This window comes from Pseudomonas guariconensis, from assembly GCF_015680235.1.
In the GTDB taxonomy this organism is placed as follows: domain Bacteria; phylum Pseudomonadota; class Gammaproteobacteria; order Pseudomonadales; family Pseudomonadaceae; genus Aquipseudomonas; species Aquipseudomonas guariconensis_A.
The window spans coordinates 20,753-46,799 of the sequence record NZ_JADLJL010000010.1 but is presented as its reverse complement, the minus strand read 5'-3'; the positions used below and the strand labels follow the sequence as shown (position 1 = coordinate 46,799).

The window sequence follows — 26,047 nt, the reverse complement described above, 5'->3', positions numbered from 1 at the left end:
TCACAGCGTGGGGTGTAGACCAGCGTGCGCTATTTTGGTGCGCGCTGGCCAGGCCGTGGCGAATAGCTGCCCAGGCCTGTCAATTGCCCATAGTGTCCCTGGCAAGGAGGTCTGTCCATGTGGTCGATCGATTCGTATCAGATCACCCGTGAAAAACGCTGGCGGTTGTGCATGGCCAGGTAAGCATCGAACACCATGCATACCGAGCGCACCAGCAGGCGCCCGGCAGGCATCACGCGGATGCCCTGGGTGTCCAGGCTGATCAGGCCGTCTCGCTGCAGGGCTTGAAGCGCCGCCCACTGCTCGTTGAAGTAGCCACGAAAATCGATGGAGAAGGCCTGCTCGATGGTGTCGAAATCCAGCTCGAAGTGGCAGATAAGCTGCTGGATCACCGCCCGTCGCACGCGGTCGTCCGGGGTGCACAGCAGCCCGCGCTGGGTCGCCAGCTGGGCGTTGGAGAGGGTCTCCTGGTATGTGGCCAGGTCGCTGCTGTTCTGGCAGTAGAGGTCGCCGATCTGGCTGATGGCCGAGACGCCCAGGCCGATCAGGTCGCAATGCCCGTGGGTGGTATAGCCCTGGAAGTTGCGTTGCAGGGTGCCTTCTTCCTGGGCGATGGCCAGTTCGTCATCGGGCAGGGCAAAGTGGTCCATGCCGATGTAGCGGTAGCCGGCGGCCGTCAGTTGCTCGATGGTGCGGTGCAGCATCTCCAGTTTGGCGGCGGGGGCCGGCAGTTCATTGCTGTCGATGCGCCGCTGCGGCATGAAGCGCTCGGGCAGGTGGGCGTAGTTGAACACCGAGAGGCGGTCCGGTTGCAGGCGGATCACTTCCTCCACGGTACGGGCGAAGCCGTCTGGAGTCTGCCGGGGCAGGCCGTAGATCAGGTCGAGGTTGACCGAACGGAACTGTAGGGTACGTGCAGCTTCGACCAGCGTACGGGTCTGCTCCAGGCTCTGCAGGCGGTTGATCGCTCGTTGCACGGCCGGGTCCAGGTCCTGTACACCCAGGCTGACGCGGTTGAAGCCCAGCTCGCGCAGCAGGCCCATGGTCGACCAGTCGGCCTCGCGTGGGTCGATCTCGATGCCGTAATCGCCGGAGTCGTCGTCCAGCAGGTGGAAATGCTGGCGCAGGGTTGCCATCAAGTGGCGCAGTTCCACATGGCTGAGGAACGTGGGAGTGCCGCCGCCGAAGTGCAGTTGCTCGACGCGCTGGTTGGGGGCCAGGTGGCAGGCGACAAGCTGGATTTCCTGCTCCAGGCGTTGCAGGTAGGGCTGGGCCCGGGCGCGGTCTTTGGTGATGACCTTGTTGCAGGCGCAGTAATAGCAGATGTTGGCGCAGAACGGCACGTGCACGTACAGCGACAACGGGCGAACCGCACGGCGGCTCTCGCGCAGGGCATGGAGCAGGTCGAACGAGCCCACTTCACCATGCAGTTGCACGGCGGTCGGGTATGAGGTGTAGCGCGGCCCGGCCAGATCGTAGCGGCGGATCAGGTCGGAATCCCAGCATAGGTCGTCGAGCATGGTGGTCCCCGGATAGAGCGGCAGTGTCCGGAGTCTAGGGGGCCGACGAAAAAGCTGTTTTGATTTGCATCAACGGGCTTCGGATGGACCGTCCGGGGGCGCTGTGCGCCCCAATCGCCGGCAAGCCGGCTCCCACTTGTCCTGCGCTGCTTTCAGAGACGCCGCCGTACCTGTGGGAGCTGGCTTGCCAGCGATAGGGCCGGGGCAAACAACTCAAGATAGTTGTTCCCACAGAGGTAGCTCCAGCCATCGGTTCTGCGCCGCTGATCAATGCCCCATCAGCCAATGCTGGTGCGGCCCGGGTAGTGTCCACAGGCCGAACAGGATCACCAGCAATCCGCCTGCCATGCGCACGCCACGCTTGCGCAGCAAGGTGCCGATACGCTCGGCAGCAAGGCCTGTGGCGACCAGCACAGGCCAGGTGCCCAGCCCGAACGCCAGCATCAGCGCGGCACTGTGGGCCGCATTGCCCTGGCTGGCCGCCCACAATAGCGTGCTGTAGACCAGGCCACACGGCAGCCAGCCCCACAGGGCGCCGAGCAGCAGGGCGCGGGGCAGGCTCGACACCGGCAGCAAGCGCGTCGCCAACGGTTGGACGTGCCGCCACAGGCCGCGCCCGAGCGCTTCGATGCGGGTCAGGCCGCTCCACCAGCCGGCCAGGTACAGGCCCATGGCAATGAGCAACAACGCGGCAACCACGCGCAGCCCTTGAGCCAATGGGCTGCTGGCCAACGCCACGCCGGCAAGGCCCAGCACCAGGCCGGCGGCTGCGTAGCTGAGGATGCGCCCGAGGTTGTAGGCCAGCAGTAGGCGCAGGCGTCGGGCGCGTTGCTCAGGCGGGATGGCGAGGGTCAGGGCGCCCATCAGGCCGCCGCACATGCCCAGGCAGTGGCCGCCGCCAAGCAGGCCCAGAACCAGCGCCGAGCCGATGAGCGGGAGCAGGTCAGGCACGTGGTTTCGAGTCCTTGTCTGCGTCGGCTTGGGCTTGGTCAGGTTTCACGGCGGCCTGGTGGCGCGGGTCCTGGTCATCGAACAGGATGCTGTGGGCGGGGCTGTCGAGGTCGTCGTACTGGCCGCTGTCCACCGCCCAGAAGAAGATGTACACGGCCACGCCTACGATCAGCAGGGCCGCCGGGATCATGACGTAGAGGGCGGGCATAGCGGTTTCCTTCCGGGTGTCGAGGGCTCATGTGCAGGCTGGCCCGCTGCGCTGGGCAGGCGGGTCAGGCGCAGGGCGTTGAGAACCACGATCAGCGAGCTGACCGACATGCCAATGGCCGCCCAGACCGGCGTGATCCAGCCCAGGGCGGCGAACGGCAACATCAGGCCATTATACAGGGTCGCCCAGAGCAGGTTCTCGAGGATGTTGCGTCGGGTACGGCGGGCCAGGTCGAAGGCCTGCACCAGCGCCTCGAGGCGGTTGGACAACAGCACCGCGTCGGCGCAGGTCTTGGCCAGGTCCGTGGCCGAGCCCATGGCGATGCTGATATCGGCGGCAGCCAGTACCGGCACATCGTTGACGCCGTCACCCAGCATCAGCACCTTGCGGCCTTCGGCCTGCAAGGCCTTGAGTCGGTCCAGCTTGTCGTCCGGGCGCAGGCCGCCGATGGCCTGGTCGATGCACAACTGCGTTGCCACCTCGGCGACCATCGGTGAGCTGTCGCCGGACAGCAGCAGGGTCTTCCAGCCCCGGGCCTTGCAGGCAGCCAACAGGGCGGGAGCATCCTCACGCAGGCGGTCATCGAGACTGAACCAGGCCAGGGGGCCCTGGGTATCGCCCAGTAACAGCCATTGGCCGCGCGGTTGCGGCACGCTCGGCACGGGCGCGCCGCTCAGGGCGCAGACGAAACTGGCCTGGCCGATACGCAAGCGCGCGCCTTCGAACAGCCCCTCAAGGCCCAGCCCTGGCTCCGTCTGGACATCTTCGGCAGGTATCGCGGCACGGCCGAAGGCGCGCGCGATGGGGTGCTCCGAGCGATTTTCGAGCGCCGCGGCCAGGGCCAGGCAACGATCGGCGGGCAAGGGGCCTAGCGGGTGGATGCTGCGCAGGGCCAGGCGGCCTTCGGTCAGGGTGCCGGTCTTGTCGAAGATCACCGTGTCGATCTGGTTCAGGCCTTCGAGCACATGGCCGCGGGTCACCAGCAAGCCCAGCCGGTGCAGGGTGCCGGTGGCTGCGGTGAGGGCGGTGGGCGTGGCCAAAGACAGTGCGCATGGGCAGGTCGCCACCAGCATGGCCAGGACGATCCAGAACGCACGTGGCGCGTCGATTTGCCACCACAGCAGGCCAATGGCGACACTGGCTACCAGAGTGAACAACAGGAACCACTGGGAAGCCCGGTCGGCGATCTCGGCCAACCGGGGCTTTTCCGACTGGGCCCGCTCGAGCAGGCGAACGATGGCCGAGAGCCGCGAGTCCTGGCCCAGTGCTTGGACCTCCACGGTCAGGGGGCTTTCGACATTCAGCGTGCCGCCGGTGACCCGATCGCCGGCCTGGCGCGCCAAGGGTAGGTATTCGCCGGTCAGCAGCGACTCGTCGATGCTGGAGCGGCCGTCGACGATGCGGCCATCGGCCGGGATCACCGCGCCGGGCAGCACCTGCACCCGGTCACCCTGGCGCAGCTCCGCCAGCAGGATACGCTCGCCGTGGCCGGCGGCGTCCAGTCGCAGACACGAGGCCGGCAGCAGGTTGACCAGCTGGGCGGTGGCGGCGGCTGTACGTTCCCGTGCGCGGCGTTCCAGGTAGCGACCGGTGAGCAAGAACAGCGCGAACATGCCGACCGTGTCGAAGTACAGCTCGCCGCTGCCGGTGATGGCGGTCCAGATTCCGGCGCCGTAGGCCAGGCCGATGGCCAGCGACACCGAGACGTCCATGGTCAGGTGGCGGGTACGCAGGTCGCGGGCGGCGCCCTTGAAGAACGGTGCGCAGCTGTAGAAGACGATGGGCGTGGTCAGAAACAGCGCGACCCAACGCAGGATGGTATGCAGCTCGGGGCTCAGGTCGATGTTGAATTCAGGCCAGGTGGCCATGGTCGCCATCATCGCCTGGAACCACAGCAGGCCCGCCACGCCCAGGCGGCGCAGGGCGCTGCGGTTCTCCCGGGCCAGCTGTTCGGCGGCCTGGTCAGGCTGGTAGGGGTGGGCGGCGTAGCCGATCTGGCGCAGCTCGGCCAGCAGGTGCGAGAGCGGTACCTGGCGGTCGTCCCAGGCCACCAGCAGGCGGTGATTGGACAGGTTCAGGCGCGCCTCGGCCACGCCCGGCAGGTTACGCAGGTGTTTCTCGATCAGCCAGCCACAGGCGGCGCAGCTGATGCCTTCGATCATCAGCGTGGTTTCGCGAAGCTCGCCTTGTTGGCGGACGAAGCTCTGCTGCACATCGGCGCGGTCGTAGAGGGCCAATTCGTCCTGCAACTGGCGCGGCAGGGCCTCGGGGTTGGCGCTGGTGTCGCTGCGGTGCTGGTAGTAGCTCTCCAGGCCACCGGCCACGATCGACTCGGCCACGGCCTGGCAGCCGGGGCAGCAGAACTGTCGCGGTTCACCGAGGACCACTGCGGTGAAGCGGCTGCCTGCGGGGACGGGCAGGGCGCAGTGGTAGCAGGGCGTGGGTTGGGTCATCGAATTGTTGCCTTACGCAAATCTTCAGGTTTGCATCGACCCTGTGGGAGCGGGCTTGCCCCGCGATGGCGTCGGCTCGGGCACCTCCTTTAGCCGGGCCGACGCCATCGCGGGACAAGCCCGCTCCCACAAGGTGCGAGGCGGTGTCGCTATTCCTGGTGCTCGGCACCCTGCAGGGCCTCATCGCCCAGTTCCAGGTTCACCCCATGGGCGACTTTCTCCTCCTCGAACAGCCGCCACACGCGACCGTCCTGGTTGCCCAGCAGCTCGACGAAGCGCCGGCCTTCGACCTTGTCTTCCAGCTGGCCGACATAACGGCCTGGCTCGACACGGGCCAGTTGCACCTTGCGGTCGCGCTCCGGCTGGGTCGGTGAGATCAGGTTCAGTTCCAGCGCCTGCGGGTCGCTGTCGCCGCTCAGGCGCACCTGGACTTCGCCGGTCAGCTCGTCCAGATGCACGCTGGCCTTGAGGTTGAGGGTCTGGGCCAGCAGTTCCCGGTCCAGGGAACGGTTGATGCCCTTGCCGGCCTCGTAGTAGTTGTCGTTCACCAGGTTGTCCGGGTTGCGCACGGCAATGCTGACCATGGTCAGGCTCAGGCAGACCGAGGTGGTCAGGATGCCGATGATGATCCAGGGCCAGAGGTGCTTGTACCATGGGCTGGCGGCGGTTGCGGCAGGCATGTCGTTCTCTCTCAGCGGATTTGCGGGCCGATGAAACGGCTCTTGGCTTCAACCTGGGTGGCGCTGTCATCGGCGTCCTTGAGGGTGAAGGTGATTTCGTTGGTGGTCGAGGGCAATTGCTCGGGGGCGACCGACAATTGCACCGGCAGGCTGACGATATCGCCGGCGGCGACTCGCACCTCGCGGTGCCCTTCGAGCTGCAGGCCTGGCAGGCCGGCGGCATCGAGCACGTAAACATGGTCGCGCTGGTCTTTGTTCATGACCTTGAGGCTGTACACGTTCTCGATTCGCCCTTGGGCATTCTCGCGGTACAGCACGCGGTCCTTGCTGACGTCGAAGCCCACCAGCGAACGGGTGGCGAACGCGGTGACCAGCAGGCCGATCATCACCAGCAGTACCAAGGCGTAACCGATCAGGCGCGGGCGCAGCATATGGGTCTTCTGCCCGGACAGGTTGTGCTCGGTGGTATAGCTGATCAGGCCCTTGGGGTAGTTCATCTTCTCCATGATGTTGTCGCAGGCGTCGATGCACGCCGCGCAGCCGATGCATTCGATCTGCAGGCCATCACGGATGTCGATGCCGGTCGGGCAGACCTGTACGCACATGGTGCAATCGATGCAGTCGCCCAGGCCCTTGGCCTTGTAATCCATGTCCTTCTTGCGTGGTCCGCGGGTTTCGCCGCGGCGCGGGTCGTAGGAAACGATCAGGGTATCCTTGTCGAACATCACGCTCTGGAAGCGTGCGTACGGGCACATGTGCACGCACACCTGCTCCCGCAGCCAGCCGGCATTGCCATAGGTGGCGAGGGTGAAGAAACCGACCCAGAAGTAGGCCCAGCCATCGGCTTGGCCTGTGAAGAACTCGCTGACCAGTTCGCGAATCGGCGAGAAATAGCCGACGAAGGTCATGCCGGTGACGAAACCGATCAGCAACCATAGGCTGTGCTTGGCGGTCTTGCGCAGCAGCTTGTTGGCGCTCATCGGCGCCTTGTCCAGCTTCATGCGTTGGTTGCGGTCGCCCTCGGTGACTTTCTCGCACCACATGAAGATCCAGGTCCAGACGCTTTGCGGGCAGGTATAGCCGCACCATACACGACCGGCGAACACGGTGATGAAGAACAGGCCGAAGGCGGCGACGATCAGCAGGCCCGAGAGCAGGATGAAGTCCTGGGGCCAGATGGTGGCGCCGAAAATATAGAACTTGCGCTCGGGCAGGTTCCACCACACGGCTTGGTGGTCACCCCAGTTCAGCCACACGGTGCCGAAGTAGAGCAGGAACAGGATCGCCCCGCCGACCATCCGCAGCCTGCGGAACACGCCGGTGAAGGCGCGGGTGTAGATCTTTTCCCGGGAGGCATAGAGGTCGAGGGATTCCTGGCCTTTCTTGGCGGGTGGGGTGACATCATGTACCGGAATTTGCTTGCTCATCATCGTGTCCCACGGCAGTGGAGAAATGCCGCGGCCAGTACGTGCCGGCCGCAGTCCTGCGCATTCTGCTAGCGCTCTGCGGCCCATGATACGCCTGTGCTGGCAGGCAGGGAGCGCGCCGCGACCTTTAGTCGCATTGGGTTTATGGTGTGGATCGTGTAAAGGCTGCTGTCAATTGATTCAAGTCATCAAGCGGTTGAAATTGTCTGGCTTCATCGCCGGCAAGTCGGCTCCCACTCCGAATCTGTGGGAGCCGGCTTGCCGGCGATAGTGCCAGAACAGGCAACGCCGAACCCTGCTCAAGAAAAAGGCCCCGGCAGGGTCGCTGGCGGGGCCTGGGTCACACACTCACTCGGCCTTGGCCGTTTCCTGTTCCTGGTGCGAGAGGCTGTAGACGTAGGCCGCCAGCAGGTGGACCTTGTCGTTGCCCTGCATCTGCGCCTGGGCTGGCATCTGCCCCTGGCGACCGTAGCGGATGGTCTGTTGCAGCTGGGCGAAGCTCGAGCCGTAGATGAACGCCTGCGGGTGGGTCAGGTTCGGCGCGCCCATGGCTGGGGTGCCCTTGCCCTCGGGGCCGTGGCAGGCTACGCAGTTGGCGGCGAATAGCTTCTGGCCATTGGCCGGGTCGGCCTTGGCGCCTTCCGGCAGGCTGCGCCCGTCCAGGTTGGTCAACACGAAGGCGGCGACGTCGGCCACGCCCTGCTCGCCGAGCACCTCGGCCCAGGCCGGCATCACGCCGTGGCGACCATTCATGATGGTGGTCTTGATGGTCTCCGGCTCGCCGCCCCAGCGCCAGTCGTTATCGGTCAGGTTGGGGAAGCCGTAGGCGCCCTTGGCGTCGGAGCCGTGGCACACCGAGCAGTTGGAGGCGAACAGGCGGCCCCCCATCTTCAGCGCTTGCGGGTCCTTGGCCACTTCCTCGATGGGCATGGCGGCGAACTTGGCGAAGATCGGCCCGAAGCGGGCGTCGGCCTTGGCCATTTCCTTTTCCCACTCGTGCACGCCGGTCCAGCCTGGTTGGCCGTTGGCGAACTCGGTCTTCTTCTCGTTATCCAGGTACTGGTAGCCCGGCAGGATGCCTTTCCAGTTACCCAGGCCCGGGTAAAGCACCAGGTAGCCCAGGGCGAACACGATGGTGCCGACGAACAGCCAGAACCACCATTTGGGCAGCGGGTTGTCGTATTCCTCGATACCGTCGAAGGCATGGCCGACGGTCTCGTCGGTGGCTTCCTCGCGCTGGCCCTTGCGAGTGGAAAGCAACAGCCAGGTCAGAGAGAAGATGGTGCCCAGGGTCAGGACGGTGACGTACAGACTCCAGAAGGTTGTCATTGTTCGTTGCTCCTAGAAGCTTTCGCTTGCGCTTGCTCGACGTGCTGGCTGGCCTCGGGGTCATCGGCGAACGGCAACCGGGTCGCCTCGTCGAATTCCTTCTTGCGCCGTGGGTTGAACACCCACAGCGCCAGGCCAACGAAGGCCACCATCACCACGACGGTGCCCAGGCCGCGAATCATCCCGATATCCATCAGTGTCACCGCTTGCTCTTGATGATGGTGCCAAGGCCTTGCAGGTACGCCACGATGGCGTCCATCTCGGTCTTGCCCTTGACCGCGTCGCGGGCGCCGGCGATGTCCTCGTCGGTGTAGGGCACGCCCAGGGTGCGCAAGACTTCCATCTTCTTCGGCGTATCCTTGCCGTCGAGCTTGTTCTCGACCAGCCACGGGTAGGACGGCATCTTCGATTCCGGTACCACGTTGCGCGGGTTGTACAGGTGTGCGCGGTGCCAGTCGTCGGAGTAGCGGCCACCGACGCGGGCCAGGTCAGGCCCGGTACGCTTGGAGCCCCACAGGAACGGGTGGTCCCAGACGCTTTCGCCGGCGACCGAGTAGTGGCCGTAGCGCTCGGTCTCGGCGCGGAACGGGCGGATCATCTGCGAGTGGCAGCCTACGCAACCTTCGCGGATGTAGATGTCGCGGCCTTCGAGCTCCAGCGCGGTTCGCGGCTTCATGCCCTCGACCGGCTTGTTGGTCACGTCCTGGAAGAACAGCGGGACGATCTGGGTCAGGCCACCGACGCTGACGGCGATGACCATGAAGAAGGCCAGCAGGCCGATATTCTTCTCGACTGCTTCGTGTTTCATCAGTGAGCTCCCACGACGACGATCTTGGCGGCTTCCTCAGCCTCTGCCGGCTTCGAGGCGCGGACGGTGCGGTAGACGTTGTAAGCCATCAGCAGCATGCCGGAGGCGAAGAACGCACCGCCCAGGGCACGGACGATGTAGCCCGGGTGGCTGGCCTGGAGGGCTTCGACGAAGGAGTAGGTGAGGGTGCCGTCGTCGTTGATGGCGCGCCACATCAGGCCCTGGGTGATGCCGTTGACCCACATCGAGGCGATGTACAGCACGGTGCCGATGGTCGCCAGCCAGAAGTGCGCGTTGATCAGGCCGACGCTGTGCATCTGCTGGCGGCCGTAGAGCTTGGGAATCATGTGGTAGACCGAGCCGATGGAGATCATCGCCACCCAGCCGAGCGCGCCGGCGTGGACATGGCCGATGGTCCAGTCGGTGTAGTGCGACAGCGAGTTGACCGTCTTGATGGCCATCATTGGGCCTTCGAAGGTGGACATGCCGTAGAAGGCCAGCGACACCACCAGGAAACGCAGGATCGGGTCGGTGCGCAGTTTGTGCCAGGCCCCGGAGAGGGTCATCATGCCGTTGATCATGCCGCCCCAGCTCGGGGCCAGCAGGATGATCGACATCACCATGCCCAGCGACTGTGCCCAGTCAGGCAGCGCGGTGTAGTGCAGGTGGTGCGGGCCGGCCCAGATGTACAGGGTGATCAGCGCCCAGAAGTGCACGATCGACAGGCGATACGAGTAGATCGGGCGTTCGGCCTGCTTGGGTACGAAGTAGTACATCATGCCCAGGAAACCGGTGGTCAGGAAGAAGCCCACGGCGTTGTGGCCGTACCACCACTGGATCATCGCGTCGGTGGCGCCGGAGTAGGCCGAGTACGATTTGAACCAGCTGACCGGCAGGGACATGTGGTTGACGATGTGCAGCATCGCCGTGACCACGATGAAGCCACCGTAGAACCAGTTGCCGACATAGATGTGCTTGGTCTTGCGCTTGACGATGGTGCCGAAGAACACCAAGCCGTAGGTGACCCAGACGATGGCCAGCAGGATCGCCAGCGGCCACTCGAGCTCGGCGTATTCCTTGGTGGTGGTGTAGCCCATCGGCAGGGTGATCAGGGCGCCGACGATCACCGCCTGCCAACCCCAGAAGGTGAAGGCGGCCATGCTGTCGGAGATCAGCCGGGTCTGGCAGGTGCGCTGCACCACGTAGTAGGAGGTGGCGAACAGTGCGCAACCCCCGAAGGCGAAGATCACCAGGTTGGTGTGCAGCGGGCGAAGGCGGCCGAAGCTCGTCCATGGCAGGTCCAGGTTCAGCTGGGGCCATACCAGTTGCGAGGCGATGAAGACGCCGAGCCCCATGCCAAGGATCCCCCAGACCACCGTCATGATGGCGAACTGGCGGACGACCTTATAGTTATAAGCAGTCGGACTGATTGCAGTGCTCATTCTAAGGTTCCACGGTTTAGGGTGTTCTTGTTGGTCGAAAATCGGCGCCAGTATCGATAACCACTAGGGTTATGGCAACGCAAGGATGCTTGCGCCGACCCGTGTCCAGGCCCTTTCCACCACCGTCCCGCGGTTTAGGGGCTGGATGATTGTACACAAATAAATGTTTGTAATGTGTACCGTTTTTCGACTTTTTCTGATCGATCGGTCAAGCTTTTTTCTAGAGCGGCGACAGGCCATGCGCCACATCTGCTCCGCTCGTTGTGAGCGAAGCCTATATGAGGCAACAAGCTTAGTTCTGTTCGAGGGGGGTGCAAGGGAGGGTAGGTTGGGCAGGGGGTATTGCGGGGGCAGCCCTTTCGCGGGCAAGCCAGCTCCCACAGGGATTAGCGCCAACCCTGTGGGAGAGGATTTGCCCGCGAAGGGGTGTTATTTGACAGTCACGGTTTCGGCCGTGTCGTCCTGCGAGAGGCTGTAGACATAGGCCGCCAGCAGGTGGACCTTATCGTTGCCCTGCAATTCACGCTGGGCTGGCATTTGGCCCTGGCGACCGTAGCGGATGGTCTGCTGCAGCTGGGCGAAGCTCGAGCCGTAGATGAACGCCTGCGGGTGGGTCAGGTCCGGCGCGCCCATGGCAGGGGTGCCTTTGCCTTCAGGCCCGTGGCAGGCCACGCAGTTGGCGGCGAAGATTTCCTGGCCCTTGGCCGGGTCGGCCTTGGCGCCTTGCGGCAGGCTACGGCCATCCAGGTTGGTCAGCACGAAGGCGGCGACGTCGGCCACGCCTTGTTCGCCGATTACCTCGGCCCAGCCCGGCATCACGCCGTGGCGTCCATCCATGATCGAGGCCTTGATGGTCTCCGGCTCGCCGCCCCAACGCCAGTCCTTGTCGGTGAGGTTGGGGAAGCCGTAGGCGCCTTTGGCGTCGGAGCCGTGGCACACCGAGCAGTTCGAGGCGAACAGGCGGCTGCCCATCTTCAGCGCTTGCGGGTCCTTGGCCACGTCTTCCAGGGGCATGGCGGCGTACTTGGCGAAGATCGGTCCGAACTTGGCGTCGGCCTTGTCCATTTCCTTCTGCCATTCGTTGACCTGGGTCCAGCCATTTTCATAACCCGGCAGCACGCCTTTCCAGTTGCCGAGGCCCGGGTAGAGGATCAGGTATCCGACCGCGAACACCAGGGTGCCGACGAACAGCCAGAACCACCACTTGGGCAGCGGGTTGTCGTATTCCTCGATGCCATCGAAGCTGTGGCCCATGGTTTGATCGGTGGTGTTCCTGCTCTGGCCCTTGCGGGTGCCGAGCAGCAGCCAGGTCAGGCCGATGAGGCTGCCGAGGGTCAGTACGCTGATGTACGTACTCCAGAAGGTGGTCATTACTGGTTACTCCTTGTGGCAGGTTCCTGCCCGGCTGGGGGCAGGCGGTCATCGACGAAGGGCAGCAGGCGCGCTTCGGCGAAGTCGCGGTCGCGGCGACGGTTGAACACCCACAGGCTCAGGCCGATGAAGGCGATCATCACCATCAACGTGCCCAGGCCGCGGATCATGCCGATATCCAGTGACAGTTCCATCGCTTACCTCTTGTTCTTGATCGAGGTGCCCAGCACCTGCAGGTAGGCCACCAGGGCGTCCATTTCGGTCTTGCCCTTGACCGCATCGCGGGCACCGGCGATGTCCTCGTCGGTGTAGGGCACACCGAGGGTGCGCAGGGTGCGCATCTTGGTGTCGGTGTGGCTGTCGTCGACCTTCTGTGCGACCAGCCATGGGTAGGACGGCATCTTCGACTCCGGCACGACGTTGCGCGGGTTGTACAGGTGCGCGCGGTGCCAGTCGTCGGAGTAGCGGCCGCCGACGCGGGCCAGGTCAGGCCCGGTACGCTTGGAGCCCCACAGGAACGGGTGGTCCCAGACGCTTTCGCCGGCGACCGAGTAGTGGCCGTAGCGCTCGGTCTCGGCGCGGAACGGGCGGATCATCTGCGAGTGGCAGCCTACGCAACCTTCGCGGATGTAGATGTCGCGGCCTTCGAGCTGCAGGGCGGTGTAGGGTTTCATGCCTTCGACTGGCTTGTTGGTCACGTCCTGGAAGAACAACGGGACGATCTGGGTCAGGCCGCCGATGCTGACGGCAAACACCATCAGCAGTGCCAGCAGGCCTACGTTTTTCTCGATGACTTCGTGTTTCATCAGGCTTGTCTCCTCAGGCCAGCTGGGCGTTCGCAGGGGCGGCGGCAGTGGCGGGTGCACGCACGGTGCGCCAAGTGTTCCAGGCCATCAGCAGCATGCCGGTGAGGAAGATCGCGCCGCCGACGAAGCGGACGATGAAACCTGGGTGGCTGGCCACCAGGGTCTCGACGAAGGAGTAGGTGAGCGTGCCGTCGGCATTGACCGCACGCCACATCAGGCCCTGAGCGATGCCGTTGACCCACATCGAGGCGATGTACAGCACGGTGCCGATGGTCGCCAGCCAGAAGTGCGCGTTGATCAGGCCGATGCTGTACATGCGCTCCTTGCCGAACACTTTCGGGATGGTGTGGTACAGCGCGCCGATGGAGATCATCGCCACCCAGCCGAGGGCGCCGGCATGGACATGGCCGATGGTCCAGTCGGTGTAGTGGGAGAGGGCGTTGACGGTCTTGATGGCCATCATCGGGCCTTCGAAGGTGGACATGCCGTAGAAGGCCAGCGACACCACCAGGAAACGCAGGATCGGGTCGCTGCGCAGTTTGTGCCAGGCCCCGGAGAGGGTCATCATGCCGTTGATCATGCCGCCCCAGCTCGGGGCCAGGAGGATCAGCGACATGATCATGCCCAGCGACTGCGCCCAGTCAGGCAGCGCGGTGTAGTGCAAATGGTGCGGGCCGGCCCAGATGTACAGGGTGATCAGCGCCCAGAAGTGCACGATCGACAGGCGATAGGAATACACCGGGCGCTCGGCCTGCTTGGGCACGTAGTAGTACATCATGCCCAGGAAGCCTGCAGTCAGGAAGAAGCCTACGGCGTTGTGGCCGTACCACCATTGCACCATCGCGTCGGTGGCGCCGGCGTACAGCGAGTAGGACTTGGTCAGGCTGACCGGCATTTCCAGGTTGTTGACGATGTGCAGCATCGCCACGGTGAGGATGAAGCCACCGTAGAACCAGTTGCCGACGTAGATGTGCTTGGTGTTGCGCTTGATCAGTGTGCCGAAGAACACCACGGCGTAGGCGACCCAGACGATGGTGATCAGGATGTCGATCGGCCATTCCAGCTCGGCGTACTCCTTGGAGCTGGTGTAGCCCAGCGGCAGGGTGATGGCTGCCAGCAGGATCACCAGTTGCCAGCCCCAGAACGTGAACGCCGCCAGGCGTGGCGCGAACAAGGTGGTCTGGCAGGTGCGTTGCACCGAATAATAGGAGGTGGCGAACAAGGCGCAGCCGCCGAAGGCGAAGATCACCGCATTGGTGTGCAGTGGTCGCAGGCGGCCGAAGCTGGTCCATGGGAGGTCGAAGTTGAGGGCGGGCCAGACGAGCTGTGCGGCGATGAATACGCCGAGCCCCATCCCGACGATTCCCCACACCACCGTCATGATGGCGAATTGGCGGACCACCTTGTAGTTATAGGCGGTACTGCTGGTTGTGTTCATGTATGGGTTCCCATCCACGGTTATAGGCAGGCTAGATAGCGAGGCGAAGCATGAGTAATGGGCACATTGCCGGTATTGACGGGGATCAATGGGCGCAGGTGGGAAATGTCTCAGGCTTGCGCTGCGATCCCCCTCGGGTCGGGAAAGGGCTGGGTTACAAGGGGTGCCTGATCCTGGCTCATGGTGCAGGCGCGCCGATGGACAGCGCGTTCATGGAGGAGATGGCGCAAGGCCTGGCGGAGCAAGGGGTAGGGGTGGTTCGTTTCGAGTTTCCCTACATGGCGCAGCGCCGCGTTGGGGGTGGCAAGCGCCCGCCCAATCCGCAGGCGGTGCTGCTCGATTGCTGGCGCCAGGTGTACGCTCAGGTGCGGCCTTTGGTCACGGGGCCGCTGGCGATCGGAGGCAAGTCCATGGGCGGGCGCATGGCGAGCCTCTTGGTCGATGAGCTGGGTGCTGACGCCCTGGTGTGTCTGGGGTATCCGTTCTATGCGGTGGGCAAGCCGGACAAACCTCGGGTCGAGCACCTGGCGGGGCTGCGTACGCGTACCTTGATCGTCCAGGGGGAGCGTGATGCCTTGGGTAACCGGGAGGCGGTGCAAAGCTATGTGCTTTCGCCCTCGATCGAGGTCTGCTGGCTGGCGGCCGGGGATCATGATCTCAAGCCGCTGAAGGCGTCCGGGTTCACCCATGAGCAGCATTTGCAGGCGGCTGCGCAGCGGGTGGCGGCGTTTCTGCAAGGGTAGGGCGCCCATGAAAAAAAGGCCACCGCAGGGGTGGCCTTTTTCGAAGACGCGTTCGGTGTTGCCGGGCAACCCTTACTTGCGGTCCTTCAGGTCAACGATGTCGCGCTGCTCGCAACCGGTGTACAGCTGGCGCGGACGGCCGATCTTGTACGGGCTGGAGAGCATTTCCTTCCAGTGCGAGATCCAGCCCACGGTACGTGCCAGGGCGAAGATCACGGTGAACATGCTGGTCGGAATACCGATCGCCTTCAGGATGATGCCCGAGTAGAAGTCGACGTTCGGGTACAGCGAGCGCTCGATGAAGTACGGATCGGTCAGGGCGATCTCTTCCAGGCGCATGGCCAGTTCCAACTGCGGGTCGTTCTTGATGCCCAGTTCGCTCAGGACTTCGTCGCAGGTCTGCTTCATCACGGTGGCGCGCGGATCGCGGTTCTTGTACACGCGGTGACCGAAGCCCATGAGCTTGAACGGATCGTTCTTGTCCTTGGCCTTGGCGATGTACTTGTCGATGTTCGAGACATCGCCGATTTCATCGAGCATGGTCAGCACGGCTTCGTTGGCGCCGCCGTGGGCAGGGCCCCACAGCGCGGCGATGCCGGCAGCGATACAGGCGAACGGGTTGGCGCCCGAGGAGCCTGCCAGGCGCACGGTGGAAGTGGAGGCGTTCTGCTCGTGGTCGGCATGGAGGATGAAGATCCGGTCCATCGCCTTGGCCAGCACCGGGCTGATCGGTTTGATCTCGCACGGGGTGTTGAACATCATGTGCAGGAAGTTCTCCGCGTACGACAGGTCGTTGCGCGGGTACATCATCGGCTGGCCCATGGAGTACTTATAAACCATCGCGGCCAGGGTCGGCATCTTGGCGACCAGGCGCACCGCGGAGATTTCGCGATGTTGCGGGTTGTTGATGTCCAGGGAGTCGTGATAGAAGGCCGACAGAGCGCCGACCACGCCGCACATCACCGCCATCGGGTGGGCGTCGCGACGGAAGCCGTTGAAGAAGGATTTCAGCTGCTCGTGAACCATGGTGTGGTTCTTCACGGTGCTGACGAACTGGGCCTTCTGCTCGGCATTGGGCAGTTCGCCGTTGAGCAGCAGGTAGCAGGTTTCCAGGTAGTCCGATTTTTCGGCGAGCTGTTCGATCGGGTAGCCGCGGTGCAGCAGGACACCCTTGTCGCCGTCAATATAGGTAATCTTCGACTCGCACGAGGCGGTCGCCATGAAGCCGGGGTCGAAGGTGAAGTGACCAGTAGCCCCCAACCCGCGGACGTCGATAACATCGGGACCAACGGTGCCGGTTAAAATGGGCAGCTCGACGGGGGCTGCGCCCTCGATGACCAACTGCGCTTTTTTGTCAGCCATGTGGCCTCCTATTAATGCTTGAAATCATCAGACAGACCCCCCACGCAGGGCCCGCACCACTATAGAGGGATAAATTCGAATGTCAATTTGCCTAAAGGCTGGTTGAAACGCCCTCTGAGCCCTGGTTTTTCGCGAAATTGTCGCCCATTTACGCCTTTTATCCGTTAAAGGCAATGCGCTATTTGGGCGAGCCCCTCACGTTGTCATAAGCAGCCTAACTGTCTATACTCCGCAACCGACCGCCAGGGGCTTGCAAGCCCGTTCCGCTGGGGGTCGTCGCTCCCTGGGTGGTGGGTACCTGACCAGTACACTTACCAACAACTTTGCCCTGTTAGCTAGGGGCTCTTCAGTGTGAAAAAAGCCGTGAAAAGCCAACGACCTGTAAACCTAGACCTAAGGACCATCAAACTCCCGATCACCGCATACACGTCCATTCTTCACCGTATCTCCGGCGTCATCCTGTTCCTCGGCCTTGCCATCATGCTGTATGCACTGGGCAAGTCGCTGGGTTCCGAGGAAGGCTTTGCCGAGGTGAAGGCGTGTCTGACCAGTCCGCTGGCCAAGTTGGTGACCTGGGGCCTGCTGTCCGGCCTGCTGTATCACCTGGTGGCCGGTATCCGTCACCTGATCATGGACATGGGCGTCGGTGAGACGCTGGAAGGCGGCAAGCTGGGCTCGAAAATCGTGATCGTCATCTCCGTGGTGCTGATCGTTCTGGCGGGAGTTTGGGTATGGTAACTAATGTCACGAACCTGTCGCGTTCGGGCCTCTATGACTGGATGGCGCAGCGCGTATCTGCGGTCGTTCTCGCGGCTTACTTCATCTTCCTGATCGGCTACGTCGCCGTTCACCCGGGTCTCGACTATGCCCAGTGGCACGGTCTGTTCTCCAACAACGCGATGCGAATCTTCAGTCTGCTGGCACTCGTTGCCCTGGGCGCCCACGCCTGGGTCGGCATGTGGACCATTGCCACCGACTACCTGACGCCGATGTCGTTCGGCAAGTCGGCGACTGCGATTCGTTTCCTGTTCCAGGCTGTATGCGGCGTTGCGATGTTCGCCTACTTCGTCTGGGGTGTGCAGATTCTCTGGGGTATCTGATCCATGGCTAAAATTCCAACGATTTCCTTCGACGCCATCATCATCGGTGGCGGCGGTGCCGGCATGCGCGCTGCGCTGCAGCTGGCCCAGGGCGGTCACAAGACTGCCGTGGTCACCAAGGTGTTCCCGACCCGTTCGCACACCGTTTCCGCACAGGGTGGCATCACCTGCGCCATCGCTTCGGCCGACCCGAACGACGACTGGCGCTGGCACATGTACGACACCGTCAAGGGCTCCGACTACATCGGTGACCAGGACGCGATCGAATACATGTGTCAGGAAGGCCCGGCAGCGGTCTTCGAGCTGGACCACATGGGCCTGCCGTTCTCCCGTACCGAAACCGGCCGTATCTATCAGCGTCCGTTCGGTGGCCAGTCCAAGGACTTCGGCAAGGGTGGCCAGGCCGCCCGTACCTGCGCAGCCTCCGACCGTACCGGTCACGCGCTGCTGCACACCCTCTACCAGGGCAACCTGAAGGCGGGCACCACCTTCCTCAACGAGTACTACGCCGTTGACCTGGTGAAGAACCAGGATGGCGCCTTCGTCGGTGTGATCGCGATCTGCATCGAAACCGGCGAGACCATGTACATCAAGTCCAAGGCCACCGTTCTGGCTACCGGCGGTGCGGGTCGTATCTACGCTTCCACCACTAACGCCCTGATCAACACCGGCGACGGTGTCGGCATGGCCCTGCGTGCCGGTGTACCGGTGCAGGATATCGAGATGTGGCAGTTCCACCCGACCGGCATCGCCGGCGCCGGTGTACTGGTCACCGAAGGTTGCCGCGGTGAGGGTGGCTACCTGATCAACGCCCACGGCGAGCGCTTCATGGAGCGTTACGCGCCGAACGCGAAGGACCTGGCTGGCCGCGACGTGGTCGCCCGCTCCATGGTCAAGGAAATCATCGCCGGCAACGGCGTGGGCCCGAACAAGGACCACGTACTGCTGAAGCTGGACCACCTGGGCGAGGAAGTGCTGCACAGCCGCCTGCCAGGCATCTGCGAGCTGTCCAAGACCTTCGCCCACGTCGACCCTGTGGTCGCTCCGGTTCCGGTCATCCCGACCTGCCACTACATGATGGGCGGCGTTGCCACCAACATTCATGGCCAGGCCATCACCATGGACGCCGAAGGCAAGGACCAGATCATTCCTGGCCTGTTCGCCGTAGGTGAAGTGGCGTGCGTATCGGTTCACGGTGCCAACCGCCTGGGCGGCAACTCGCTGCTCGACCTGGTCGTGTTCGGCCGCGCTGCCGGCCTGCACCTGGAGAAGGCGCTGACCGAAGGCGTCGAGTACCGCGATGCCAGCGACACCGACGTCGACGTTGCCCTGAACCGCCTGAGCAAGCTCAACGAGCGCACCACCGGCGAAGACGTCGCCAGCCTCAAGCGTGAGCTGCAAAGCTGCATGCAGAACTACTTCGGTGTATTCCGTACCGGCGAATACATGCAGAAGGGTATCGAGCAGCTGGCTGGCCTGCGCGACCGTATCGCCAACGTCAAGATCAACGACAAGTCCCAGGCCTTCAACACCGCGCGTATCGAAGCGCTGGAGCTGCAGAACCTGCTGGAAGTCGCCGAAGCGACCGCCATCGCGGCCGAAGCCCGTAAAGAGTCCCGCGGCGCTCACGCCCGTGAAGACTACGAAGACCGTGACGACGAAAACTGGCTGTGCCACACCCTGTATTACCCGGGTGAGAAGCGCGTCGCCAAGCGTGGCGTCAACTTTGCGCCGAAGACAGTTCCTGCCTTCGAACCAAAAGTCCGGACTTACTAAGGGTGGCCGCTATGTTGCAAGTCGAAGTTTATCGTTACAACCCGGACACCGATTCGGCGCCGAAGATGCAGACCTTCCAGGTCGATACCGGCGGCAAGGATCTGATGGTTCTGGACGTGTTGGCACTGATCAAGGAGCAGGACGAGGGCTTCTCCTACCGTCGCTCCTGCCGTGAAGGCGTTTGCGGTTCCGATGGCATGAACATCAACGGCAAGAACGGCCTGGCCTGCATCACCCCGCTGTCGGCGGCGGTCAAGGGCAACAAGCTGGTTCTGCGCCCGCTGCCGGGCCTGCCGGTCATTCGTGACCTGGTCGTCGACATGAGCATCTTCTACAAGCAGTACGAGAAGGTGAAGCCGTTCCTGCAGAACGACACGCCGGCCCCGGCCATCGAGCGTCTGCAGTCGCCGGAAGACCGCGACAAGCTGGACGGTCTGTACGAGTGCATCCTGTGCGCCTGCTGCTCGACCTCCTGCCCGTCGTTCTGGTGGAACCCGGACAAGTTCCTGGGCCCCGCCGCTCTGCTGCAGGCCTATCGCTTCCTGGCCGACAGCCGTGACACCAAGACCCAGGAGCGCCTGGCGTCCCTGGATGACCCGTTCAGCGTATTCCGCTGCCGCGGGATCATGAACTGCGTAAACGTTTGCCCGAAAGGTCTGAACCCGACCAAGGCAATCGGTCACGTACGTAACATGCTGCTGCAAAGCGGCACCTGATCCAAAAATGTTGCACCAGCAGTAAGCCGAGGTGCGGGCGTCGAGCCCGCACTGAGGTAAAACCCGAGCAAGGGCCCACAAAGCCCGCGCTCATTACCTATGAAGATATGAGACCAGCAGGGGCTTCCGGGCTGGTACCCGGAAAATCTGCAGGATCCAGGTGGCGTGGTTCAGTCGCTGTGTTCGGACTTTTCCAGGTTTGCTGTGGCTCTTGCCGATCAGTCCCCTAACCGAGGGTGACCAAGCATGCAAGAAAGCGTGATGCAGCGCATGTGGGAAAGCGCCCACCTTTCAGGTGGTAACGCTGCATATGTGGAAGAGCTTTATGAGCTCTACCTGCACGACCCTAACGCTGTGCCAGAAGAGTGGCGCACCTACTTCCAGAAGTTGCCCGCCGACGGCAGCACCGCTACCGATGTATCGCACTCTACAATCCGCGACCATTTCGTACTGCTGGCAAAGAACCAGCGCCGCGCTCAACCGGTTTCCGCCGGGAGCGTGAGCAGTGAACACGAGAAGAAGCAGGTTGAAGTTCTGCGACTGATCCAGGCCTATCGTATGCGCGGCCATCAGGCTGCCAAGCTCGACCCGTTGGGGTTGTGGCAGCGCCCTGCGCCCGTAGACCTGTCGATCAATCACTACGGCTTGACCAATGCCGACCTTGATACGACCTTCCGTGCCGGCGACCTGTTCATCGGCAAAGAGGAGGCGAGCCTACGCGAAATCTTCGATGCGCTGCAGAAGACATATTGTCGCACCATCGGCGCCGAGTTCACCCACATCGTCGATTCCGAACAGCGCAGCTGGTTCCAGCAGCGCCTGGAAAGCGTCCGTGGCCGTCCTGAATTCTCCGCCGACGTGCAGACCCACCTGCTCGAGCGCGTCACCGCAGGTGAAGGCCTGGAGAAATACCTGGGCACCAAGTACCCAGGCACCAAGCGTTTCGGCCTCGAGGGCGGCGAAAGCCTGATCCCGATGCTGGACGAAATGATCCAGCGCTCCGGCTCCTACGGCACCAAGGAGGTCGTGATCGGCATGGCCCACCGCGGCCGCCTCAACGTGCTGGTCAACACCTTCGGCAAGAACCCGCGCGAGCTGTTCGACGAGTTCGAAGGCAAGAAGATGAACGAGCTGGGCTCCGGTGACGTGAAGTATCACCAGGGCTTCTCCTCCAACGTGATGACCCCCGGTGGCGAAGTCCACCTGGCCATGGCGTTCAACCCGTCCCACCTGGAAATCGTCTCGCCGGTGGTGGAAGGTTCGGTGCGCGCCCGCCAGGACCGTCGCAATGACACCGTCGGTGACAAGGTCCTGCCGATCTCGATCCACGGCGACGCTGCGTTCGCCGGCCAGGGCGTGGTCATGGAAACCTTCCAGATGTCGCAGACCCGCGGTTTCAAGACCGGCGGCACCGTGCACATCGTGATCAACAACCAGGTTGGTTTCACCATTTCCAACCCGCTGGACTCGCGCTCCACCGAGTACGCCACCGACGTCGCCAAGATGATCCAGGCGCCGATCCTGCACGTGAACGGCGATGACCCGGAAGCGGTCCTGTTCGTGACCCAGCTGGCCATCGACTATCGCATGCAGTTCAAGCGTGACGTGGTCATCGACCTGGTCTGCTACCGTCGTCGCGGCCACAACGAGGCCGACGAGCCCAACGGCACCCAGCCGCTGATGTACCAGCAGATCAGCAAGCAGCGCACCACCCGCGAGCTGTACGCCGAGGCCCTGATCCAGGCCGGTCGTATCGACGCCGAGCGCGCCCAGGCCAAGATCGACGAGTACCGCAACGCGCTGGACAACGGCCTGCACGTGGTCAAGAGCCTGGTCAAGGAGCCGAACCGCGAGCTGTTCGTCGACTGGCGTCCGTACCTGGGCCATGCCTGGACCGCGCGTCACGACACCCGCTTCGACCTCAAGACCCTGCAGGACCTCTCGGCCAAGCTGCTCGAGCTGCCGGAAGGCTTCGTGGTCCAGCGCCAGGTGGCGAAGATCTACGAAGACCGCCAGAAGATGCAGGCCGGCGGCCTGCCGATCAACTGGGGTTATGCAGAGACCATGGCCTACGCCACGCTGCAGTTCGAAGGCCACCCGATCCGCATGACCGGCCAGGACATCGGTCGTGGCACCTTCTCGCACCGTCACGCGGTGCTGCACAACCAGAAGGACGCCAGCACCTACGTACCGCTGCAGAACCTGTTCCCGGGCCAGCCGAAGTTCGAGCTGTACGACTCCTTCCTGTCGGAAGAGGCGGTACTGGCCTTCGAATACGGTTACTCGACCACCACGCCGAACGCGCTGGTGATCTGGGAAGCCCAGTTCGGTGACTTCGCCAACGGTGCCCAGGTGGTGATCGACCAGTTCATCACCAGCGGCGAGCACAAGTGGGGCCGTCTGTGCGGCCTGACCATGCTGCTGCCACACGGCTACGAAGGGCAGGGCCCGGAGCACTCCTCCGCGCGTCTGGAGCGTTACCTGCAGCTGTGCGCCGAACACAACATCCAGGTGTGCGTACCGACCACTCCGGCACAGATCTACCACCTGCTGCGTCGCCAGGTCATCCGCCCGCTGCGCAAGCCGCTGATCGTCCTGACGCCGAAGTCGCTGCTGCGCCACAAGCTGGCCGTCTCGACCCTGGAAGACCTGGCCGAAGGCTCGTTCCAGACCGTGATCCCGGAAATCGACAGCCTCGATCCGGCCAAGGTCGAACGCCTCGTGCTGTGCAGCGGCAAGGTCTACTACGACCTGCTGGAAAAGCGCCGTGCCGAAGGCCGCGAAGACATCGCCATCGTGCGTATCGAGCAGCTGTATCCGTTCCCTGAGGACGACCTGGTGGAAATCCTGGCGCCGTACACCAACCTCAAGCATGCGGTGTGGTGCCAGGAAGAACCGATGAACCAGGGCGCCTGGTACAGCAGCCAGCATCACATGCGCCGCATCCTGACCCGCCACAACAAGGCGCTGGTCCTGGAGTACGCCGGCCGCGACGCTTCTGCCGCGCCAGCCTGTGGTTACGCTTCGATGCACGCCGAGCAGCAGGAAAAACTGCTGCAGGATGCCTTCACTGTTTAACGCCTTCGCGCACCTGAAACCGAATTTAAGGAAACACTGACAATGGCTATTGAGATCAAAGCCCCAACCTTCCCGGAATCGGTCGCCGACGGCACCGTTGCCACCTGGCACAAGAAGCCGGGCGAAGCCGTCAAGCGTGACGAACTGATCGTCGACATCGAGACCGACAAGGTCGTCCTGGAAGTACTGGCCACCGCCGATGGCGTGCTGGGCGACATCGTCAAGGGCGAGGGCGACACCGTCCTGTCCGACGAAGTCCTGGGCTCGATCGTTGAAGGTGGTGCTGCTGCCGCTCCGGCAGCAGCACCCGCCGCTGCTGCTCCGGCTGCCGCTGCCGCCGACGCTGGCGAAGACGACCCGGTCGCCGCCCCGGCCGCACGCAAGCTGGCTGAAGAAAATGGCATCGACCTGGCTTCCGTTGCCGGCACCGGCAAAGGTGGCCGCGTGACCAAGGAAGACGTGGTTGCCGCCATCGCCAACAAGAAGTCGGCACCTGCCGCTGCTGCCAAGCCCGCCGCCGCCGCCGCTGCTGCCCCTGTGGTCACCGCCGCTGGCGATCGCACCGAGAAGCGCGTGCCGATGACCCGCCTGCGCGCCAAGATCGCCGAGCGCCTGGTCGAAGCCCAGTCGAACATGGCCATGCTGACCACCTTCAACGAAGTGGACATGACCGAAGTCATGGCCCTGCGTTCGAAGTACAAGGACCTGTTCGAGAAGAGCCACAACGGCGTACGCCTGGGCTTCATGTCGTTCTTCGTCAAGGCCGCCACCGAGGCGCTCAAGCGCTTCCCGGCCGTCAACGCCTCGATCGACGGTAACGACATCGTCTACCACGGCTACGCGGACGTCGGCGTCGCCGTCTCCAGCGACCGTGGCCTGGTGGTTCCGGTCCTGCGCAACGCCGAATCGATGTCGCTGGCCGAGATCGAGAACGGCATCGCCACCTTCGGCAAGAAGGCCCGTGAAGGCAAGCTGGCCATCGAAGAGATGACTGGCGGTACCTTCACCATCACCAACGGTGGTACCTTCGGCTCGATGATGTCGACCCCGATCGTCAACCCGCCGCAGGCGGCCATCCTGGGCATGCACAACATCATCCAGCGTCCGATGGCGATCAATGGCCAAGTGGTCATTCGCCCGATGATGTACCTGGCGCTGTCCTATGACCACCGCCTGATCGACGGCAAGGAAGCGGTAACCTTCCTGGTGACCATCAAGAACCTGCTGGAAGACCCGGCTCGTCTGCTGCTGGACATCTAACGCACAGCTGCAAGCGGCAAGTGGCCAGTTCCCTCGGGAGCGCGCCGCTTGCCGCTTGAGGCTTGCCGCTTGAAGCTTAAAAGGAATCTTTTATGACCCAGAAATTCGACGTGGTAGTGATTGGTGCAGGTCCTGGCGGCTACGTGGCCGCGATCAAGGCTGCTCAGCTCGGCCTCAAGACCGCCTGCATCGAGAAATACACCGACGCCGAGGGCAAGCTGGCCCTGGGCGGTACCTGCCTGAACGTGGGTTGCATTCCTTCCAAGGCCCTGCTGGACAGCTCCTGGAAGTACAAGGAAGCCAAAGAGAGCTTCAACGTCCACGGTATCTCCACTGGCGAAGTGAAGATGGACGTCGCCGCGATGGTTGGCCGCAAGGCTGGCATCGTCAAGAACCTGACCGGTGGCGTCGCCACCCTGTTCAAGGCCAACGGCGTGACCTCGATCCAGGGCCACGGCAAACTGCTGGCCGGCAAGAAGGTCGAAGTCACCAAGCCTGACGGCACCACCGAAGTCATCGAAGCCGAGAACGTGATCCTGGCTTCCGGCTCGCGTCCGATCGACATTCCGCCGGCTCCTGTCGACCAGAAAGTCATCGTCGACTCCACCGGTGCCCTGGAATTCCAATCCGTACCCAAGCGCCTGGGCGTCATCGGCGCTGGCGTGATCGGCCTGGAACTGGGTTCGGTATGGTCGCGCCTGGGGGCCCAGGTCACCGTCCTGGAAGCCCTGGACACCTTCCTGATGGCCGCCGACACCGCGGTTTCCAAGGAAGCCCAGAAGACCCTGACCAAGCAGGGCCTGGACATCAAGCTGGGCGCTCGCGTGACCGGCTCGAAAGTCAACGGCGAAGAAGTCGAAGTCACCTACACCGACGCCAATGGCGAGCAGAAGATCGTCTTCGACAAGCTGATCGTCGCCGTCGGCCGTCGTCCTGTGACCACCGACCTGCTGGCCGCCGACAGCGGCGTGACCATCGATGAGCGTGGCTACATCTACGTCGATGACCACTGCGCCACCAGCGTACCGGGCGTCTACGCCATCGGTGACGTGGTGCGTGGCCTGATGCTGGCCCACAAGGCTTCGGAAGAGGGCATCATGGTCGTCGAGCGCATCAAGGGCCACAAGGCCCAGATGAACTATGACCTGATCCCGTCGGTCATCTACACCCACCCGGAAATCGCGTGGGTCGGCAAGACCGAACAGGCGTTGAAAGCCGAGGGCGTTGAGGTTAACGTGGGCACCTTCCCGTTCGCGGCCAGCGGCCGTGCGATGGCTGCCAACGACACCGGTGGTTTCGTCAAGGTCATCGCCGATGCCAAGACCGACCGCGTACTGGGCGTTCACGTGATCGGCCCATCGGCTGCCGAACTGGTGCAGCAGGGTGCGATCGCGATGGAATTCGGTACCAGCGCAGAAGACCTGGGCATGATGGTGTTCAGCCATCCGACCCTGTCCGAAGCGCTGCATGAAGCCGCGCTGGCCGTGAATGGCGGTGCCATCCACGTGGCCAACCGTAAGAAGCGTTAATTATAAGAAACCACGGCGGGCTGCCCGTCGTGGGTCTTGCGTGCAAGACT

Annotated in this window: 23 protein-coding genes; 8 read left to right on the top strand and 15 right to left on the bottom strand. The window is 63.4% G+C overall.

The annotated features are described in order from the left end of the window. Nucleotides 1-137: 137 nt before the first annotated feature. From hemN to ccoN (IRZ56_RS09660), 14 genes are all read right to left on the bottom strand, one after another. Nucleotides 138-1,520, bottom strand: coding sequence for an oxygen-independent coproporphyrinogen III oxidase (hemN, locus tag IRZ56_RS09725; RefSeq protein WP_196144759.1), 1,383 nt, complete (start codon nucleotides 1,518-1,520; stop codon nucleotides 138-140). Between the two features lie 267 nt (nucleotides 1,521-1,787). Continuing rightward, a complete protein-coding gene (locus IRZ56_RS09720) occupies nucleotides 1,788-2,471 on the bottom strand; it encodes a sulfite exporter TauE/SafE family protein (RefSeq protein WP_196144758.1) in 684 nt (227 codons plus the stop codon). Continuing rightward, on the bottom strand, nucleotides 2,464-2,679 hold the full coding sequence (ccoS, locus tag IRZ56_RS09715; RefSeq protein WP_196144757.1) for a cbb3-type cytochrome oxidase assembly protein CcoS: 216 nt from the start codon (nucleotides 2,677-2,679) through the stop codon (nucleotides 2,464-2,466). Before ccoS ends, IRZ56_RS09720 begins: the two co-directional genes overlap by 8 nt. Further along, the gene (locus IRZ56_RS09710; protein ID WP_196144756.1) at nucleotides 2,658-5,132 is read right to left on the bottom strand and encodes a heavy metal translocating P-type ATPase; all 2,475 of its coding nucleotides are present in this window, start codon (nucleotides 5,130-5,132) and stop codon (nucleotides 2,658-2,660) included. Before IRZ56_RS09710 ends, ccoS begins: the two co-directional genes overlap by 22 nt. A 149-nt stretch (nucleotides 5,133-5,281) precedes the next feature. Then, nucleotides 5,282-5,812 carry a FixH family protein gene (locus IRZ56_RS09705; RefSeq protein ID WP_196144755.1) on the bottom strand — a complete coding sequence of 177 codons (531 nt, stop codon included), beginning with the start codon at nucleotides 5,810-5,812 and terminating at the stop codon, nucleotides 5,282-5,284. Nucleotides 5,813-5,823: 11 nt separating this feature from the next. Beyond that, entirely contained in the window at nucleotides 5,824-7,239 is a 1,416-nt protein-coding gene (gene ccoG / locus IRZ56_RS09700; protein WP_196144754.1) for a cytochrome c oxidase accessory protein CcoG, read from the bottom strand. A gap of 348 nt (nucleotides 7,240-7,587) precedes the next feature. After that, complete coding sequence (ccoP, locus tag IRZ56_RS09695; protein WP_196144753.1) at nucleotides 7,588-8,568, bottom strand: cytochrome-c oxidase, cbb3-type subunit III; 981 nt, start codon at nucleotides 8,566-8,568, stop codon at nucleotides 7,588-7,590. After that, a complete protein-coding gene (locus IRZ56_RS09690; protein WP_084854741.1) occupies nucleotides 8,565-8,762 on the bottom strand; it encodes a cbb3-type cytochrome oxidase subunit 3 in 198 nt (65 codons plus the stop codon). Before IRZ56_RS09690 ends, ccoP (IRZ56_RS09695) begins: the two co-directional genes overlap by 4 nt. Before the next feature lie 5 nt (nucleotides 8,763-8,767). Next, nucleotides 8,768-9,376, bottom strand: a complete 609-nt coding sequence (gene ccoO / locus IRZ56_RS09685) for a cytochrome-c oxidase, cbb3-type subunit II (protein ID WP_196144752.1) — start codon at nucleotides 9,374-9,376, stop codon at nucleotides 8,768-8,770. Next, a complete protein-coding gene (ccoN, locus tag IRZ56_RS09680) occupies nucleotides 9,376-10,818 on the bottom strand; it encodes a cytochrome-c oxidase, cbb3-type subunit I (RefSeq protein ID WP_196144751.1) in 1,443 nt (480 codons plus the stop codon). Before ccoN (IRZ56_RS09680) ends, ccoO (IRZ56_RS09685) begins: the two co-directional genes overlap by 1 nt. Before the next feature lie 429 nt (nucleotides 10,819-11,247). Next, complete coding sequence (gene ccoP / locus IRZ56_RS09675; RefSeq protein WP_196144750.1) at nucleotides 11,248-12,189, bottom strand: cytochrome-c oxidase, cbb3-type subunit III; 942 nt, start codon at nucleotides 12,187-12,189, stop codon at nucleotides 11,248-11,250. After that, a complete protein-coding gene (locus IRZ56_RS09670; protein WP_196144827.1) occupies nucleotides 12,189-12,377 on the bottom strand; it encodes a cbb3-type cytochrome oxidase subunit 3 in 189 nt (62 codons plus the stop codon). The genes ccoP (IRZ56_RS09675) and IRZ56_RS09670 overlap by 1 nt, the downstream gene beginning before the upstream one ends. A 9-nt stretch (nucleotides 12,378-12,386) precedes the next feature. Continuing rightward, nucleotides 12,387-12,995: a cytochrome-c oxidase, cbb3-type subunit II gene (gene ccoO, locus IRZ56_RS09665; protein WP_196144749.1), complete on the bottom strand. Its 609-nt coding sequence runs from the start codon at nucleotides 12,993-12,995 to the stop codon at nucleotides 12,387-12,389. A 13-nt stretch (nucleotides 12,996-13,008) separates the two neighbouring features. Further along, nucleotides 13,009-14,433, bottom strand: a complete 1,425-nt coding sequence (gene ccoN / locus IRZ56_RS09660) for a cytochrome-c oxidase, cbb3-type subunit I (RefSeq protein WP_196144748.1) — start codon at nucleotides 14,431-14,433, stop codon at nucleotides 13,009-13,011. Nucleotides 14,434-14,483: 50 nt separating this feature from the next. Here ccoN (IRZ56_RS09660) and IRZ56_RS09655 point away from each other — a divergent pair, with 50 nt between their 5' ends. After that, nucleotides 14,484-15,176 (top strand): alpha/beta family hydrolase, encoded by a 693-nt coding sequence (locus IRZ56_RS09655; protein ID WP_230381273.1) that lies wholly within the window; start codon nucleotides 14,484-14,486, stop codon nucleotides 15,174-15,176. Between the two features lie 72 nt (nucleotides 15,177-15,248). Here IRZ56_RS09655 and gltA read toward each other — a convergent pair whose 3' ends face one another. Further along, complete coding sequence (gene gltA, locus IRZ56_RS09650) at nucleotides 15,249-16,538, bottom strand: citrate synthase (protein ID WP_196144747.1); 1,290 nt, start codon at nucleotides 16,536-16,538, stop codon at nucleotides 15,249-15,251. 351 nt (nucleotides 16,539-16,889) lie between these two features. Here gltA and sdhC point away from each other — a divergent pair, with 351 nt between their 5' ends. From sdhC to lpdA, 7 genes are all read left to right on the top strand, one after another. After that, the gene (gene sdhC, locus IRZ56_RS09645; RefSeq protein WP_172402947.1) at nucleotides 16,890-17,276 is read left to right on the top strand and encodes a succinate dehydrogenase, cytochrome b556 subunit; all 387 of its coding nucleotides are present in this window, start codon (nucleotides 16,890-16,892) and stop codon (nucleotides 17,274-17,276) included. Beyond that, nucleotides 17,270-17,638 (top strand): succinate dehydrogenase, hydrophobic membrane anchor protein, encoded by a 369-nt coding sequence (gene sdhD, locus IRZ56_RS09640; protein ID WP_043211427.1) that lies wholly within the window; start codon nucleotides 17,270-17,272, stop codon nucleotides 17,636-17,638. Before sdhC ends, sdhD begins: the two co-directional genes overlap by 7 nt. Before the next feature lie 3 nt (nucleotides 17,639-17,641). Further along, nucleotides 17,642-19,414, top strand: coding sequence for a succinate dehydrogenase flavoprotein subunit (gene sdhA / locus IRZ56_RS09635; protein WP_196144746.1), 1,773 nt, complete (start codon nucleotides 17,642-17,644; stop codon nucleotides 19,412-19,414). Between the two features lie 11 nt (nucleotides 19,415-19,425). Continuing rightward, nucleotides 19,426-20,130 (top strand): succinate dehydrogenase iron-sulfur subunit, encoded by a 705-nt coding sequence (locus IRZ56_RS09630; RefSeq protein ID WP_196144745.1) that lies wholly within the window; start codon nucleotides 19,426-19,428, stop codon nucleotides 20,128-20,130. Between the two features lie 246 nt (nucleotides 20,131-20,376). Continuing rightward, nucleotides 20,377-23,208: a 2-oxoglutarate dehydrogenase E1 component gene (locus IRZ56_RS09625; protein WP_196144744.1), complete on the top strand. Its 2,832-nt coding sequence runs from the start codon at nucleotides 20,377-20,379 to the stop codon at nucleotides 23,206-23,208. Between the two features lie 42 nt (nucleotides 23,209-23,250). Next, nucleotides 23,251-24,468 carry a 2-oxoglutarate dehydrogenase complex dihydrolipoyllysine-residue succinyltransferase gene (gene odhB, locus IRZ56_RS09620; RefSeq protein ID WP_196144743.1) on the top strand — a complete coding sequence of 406 codons (1,218 nt, stop codon included), beginning with the start codon at nucleotides 23,251-23,253 and terminating at the stop codon, nucleotides 24,466-24,468. A 92-nt stretch (nucleotides 24,469-24,560) separates the two neighbouring features. Then, complete coding sequence (lpdA, locus tag IRZ56_RS09615) at nucleotides 24,561-25,997, top strand: dihydrolipoyl dehydrogenase (protein WP_196144742.1); 1,437 nt, start codon at nucleotides 24,561-24,563, stop codon at nucleotides 25,995-25,997. Nucleotides 25,998-26,047: the final 50 nt, after the last annotated feature.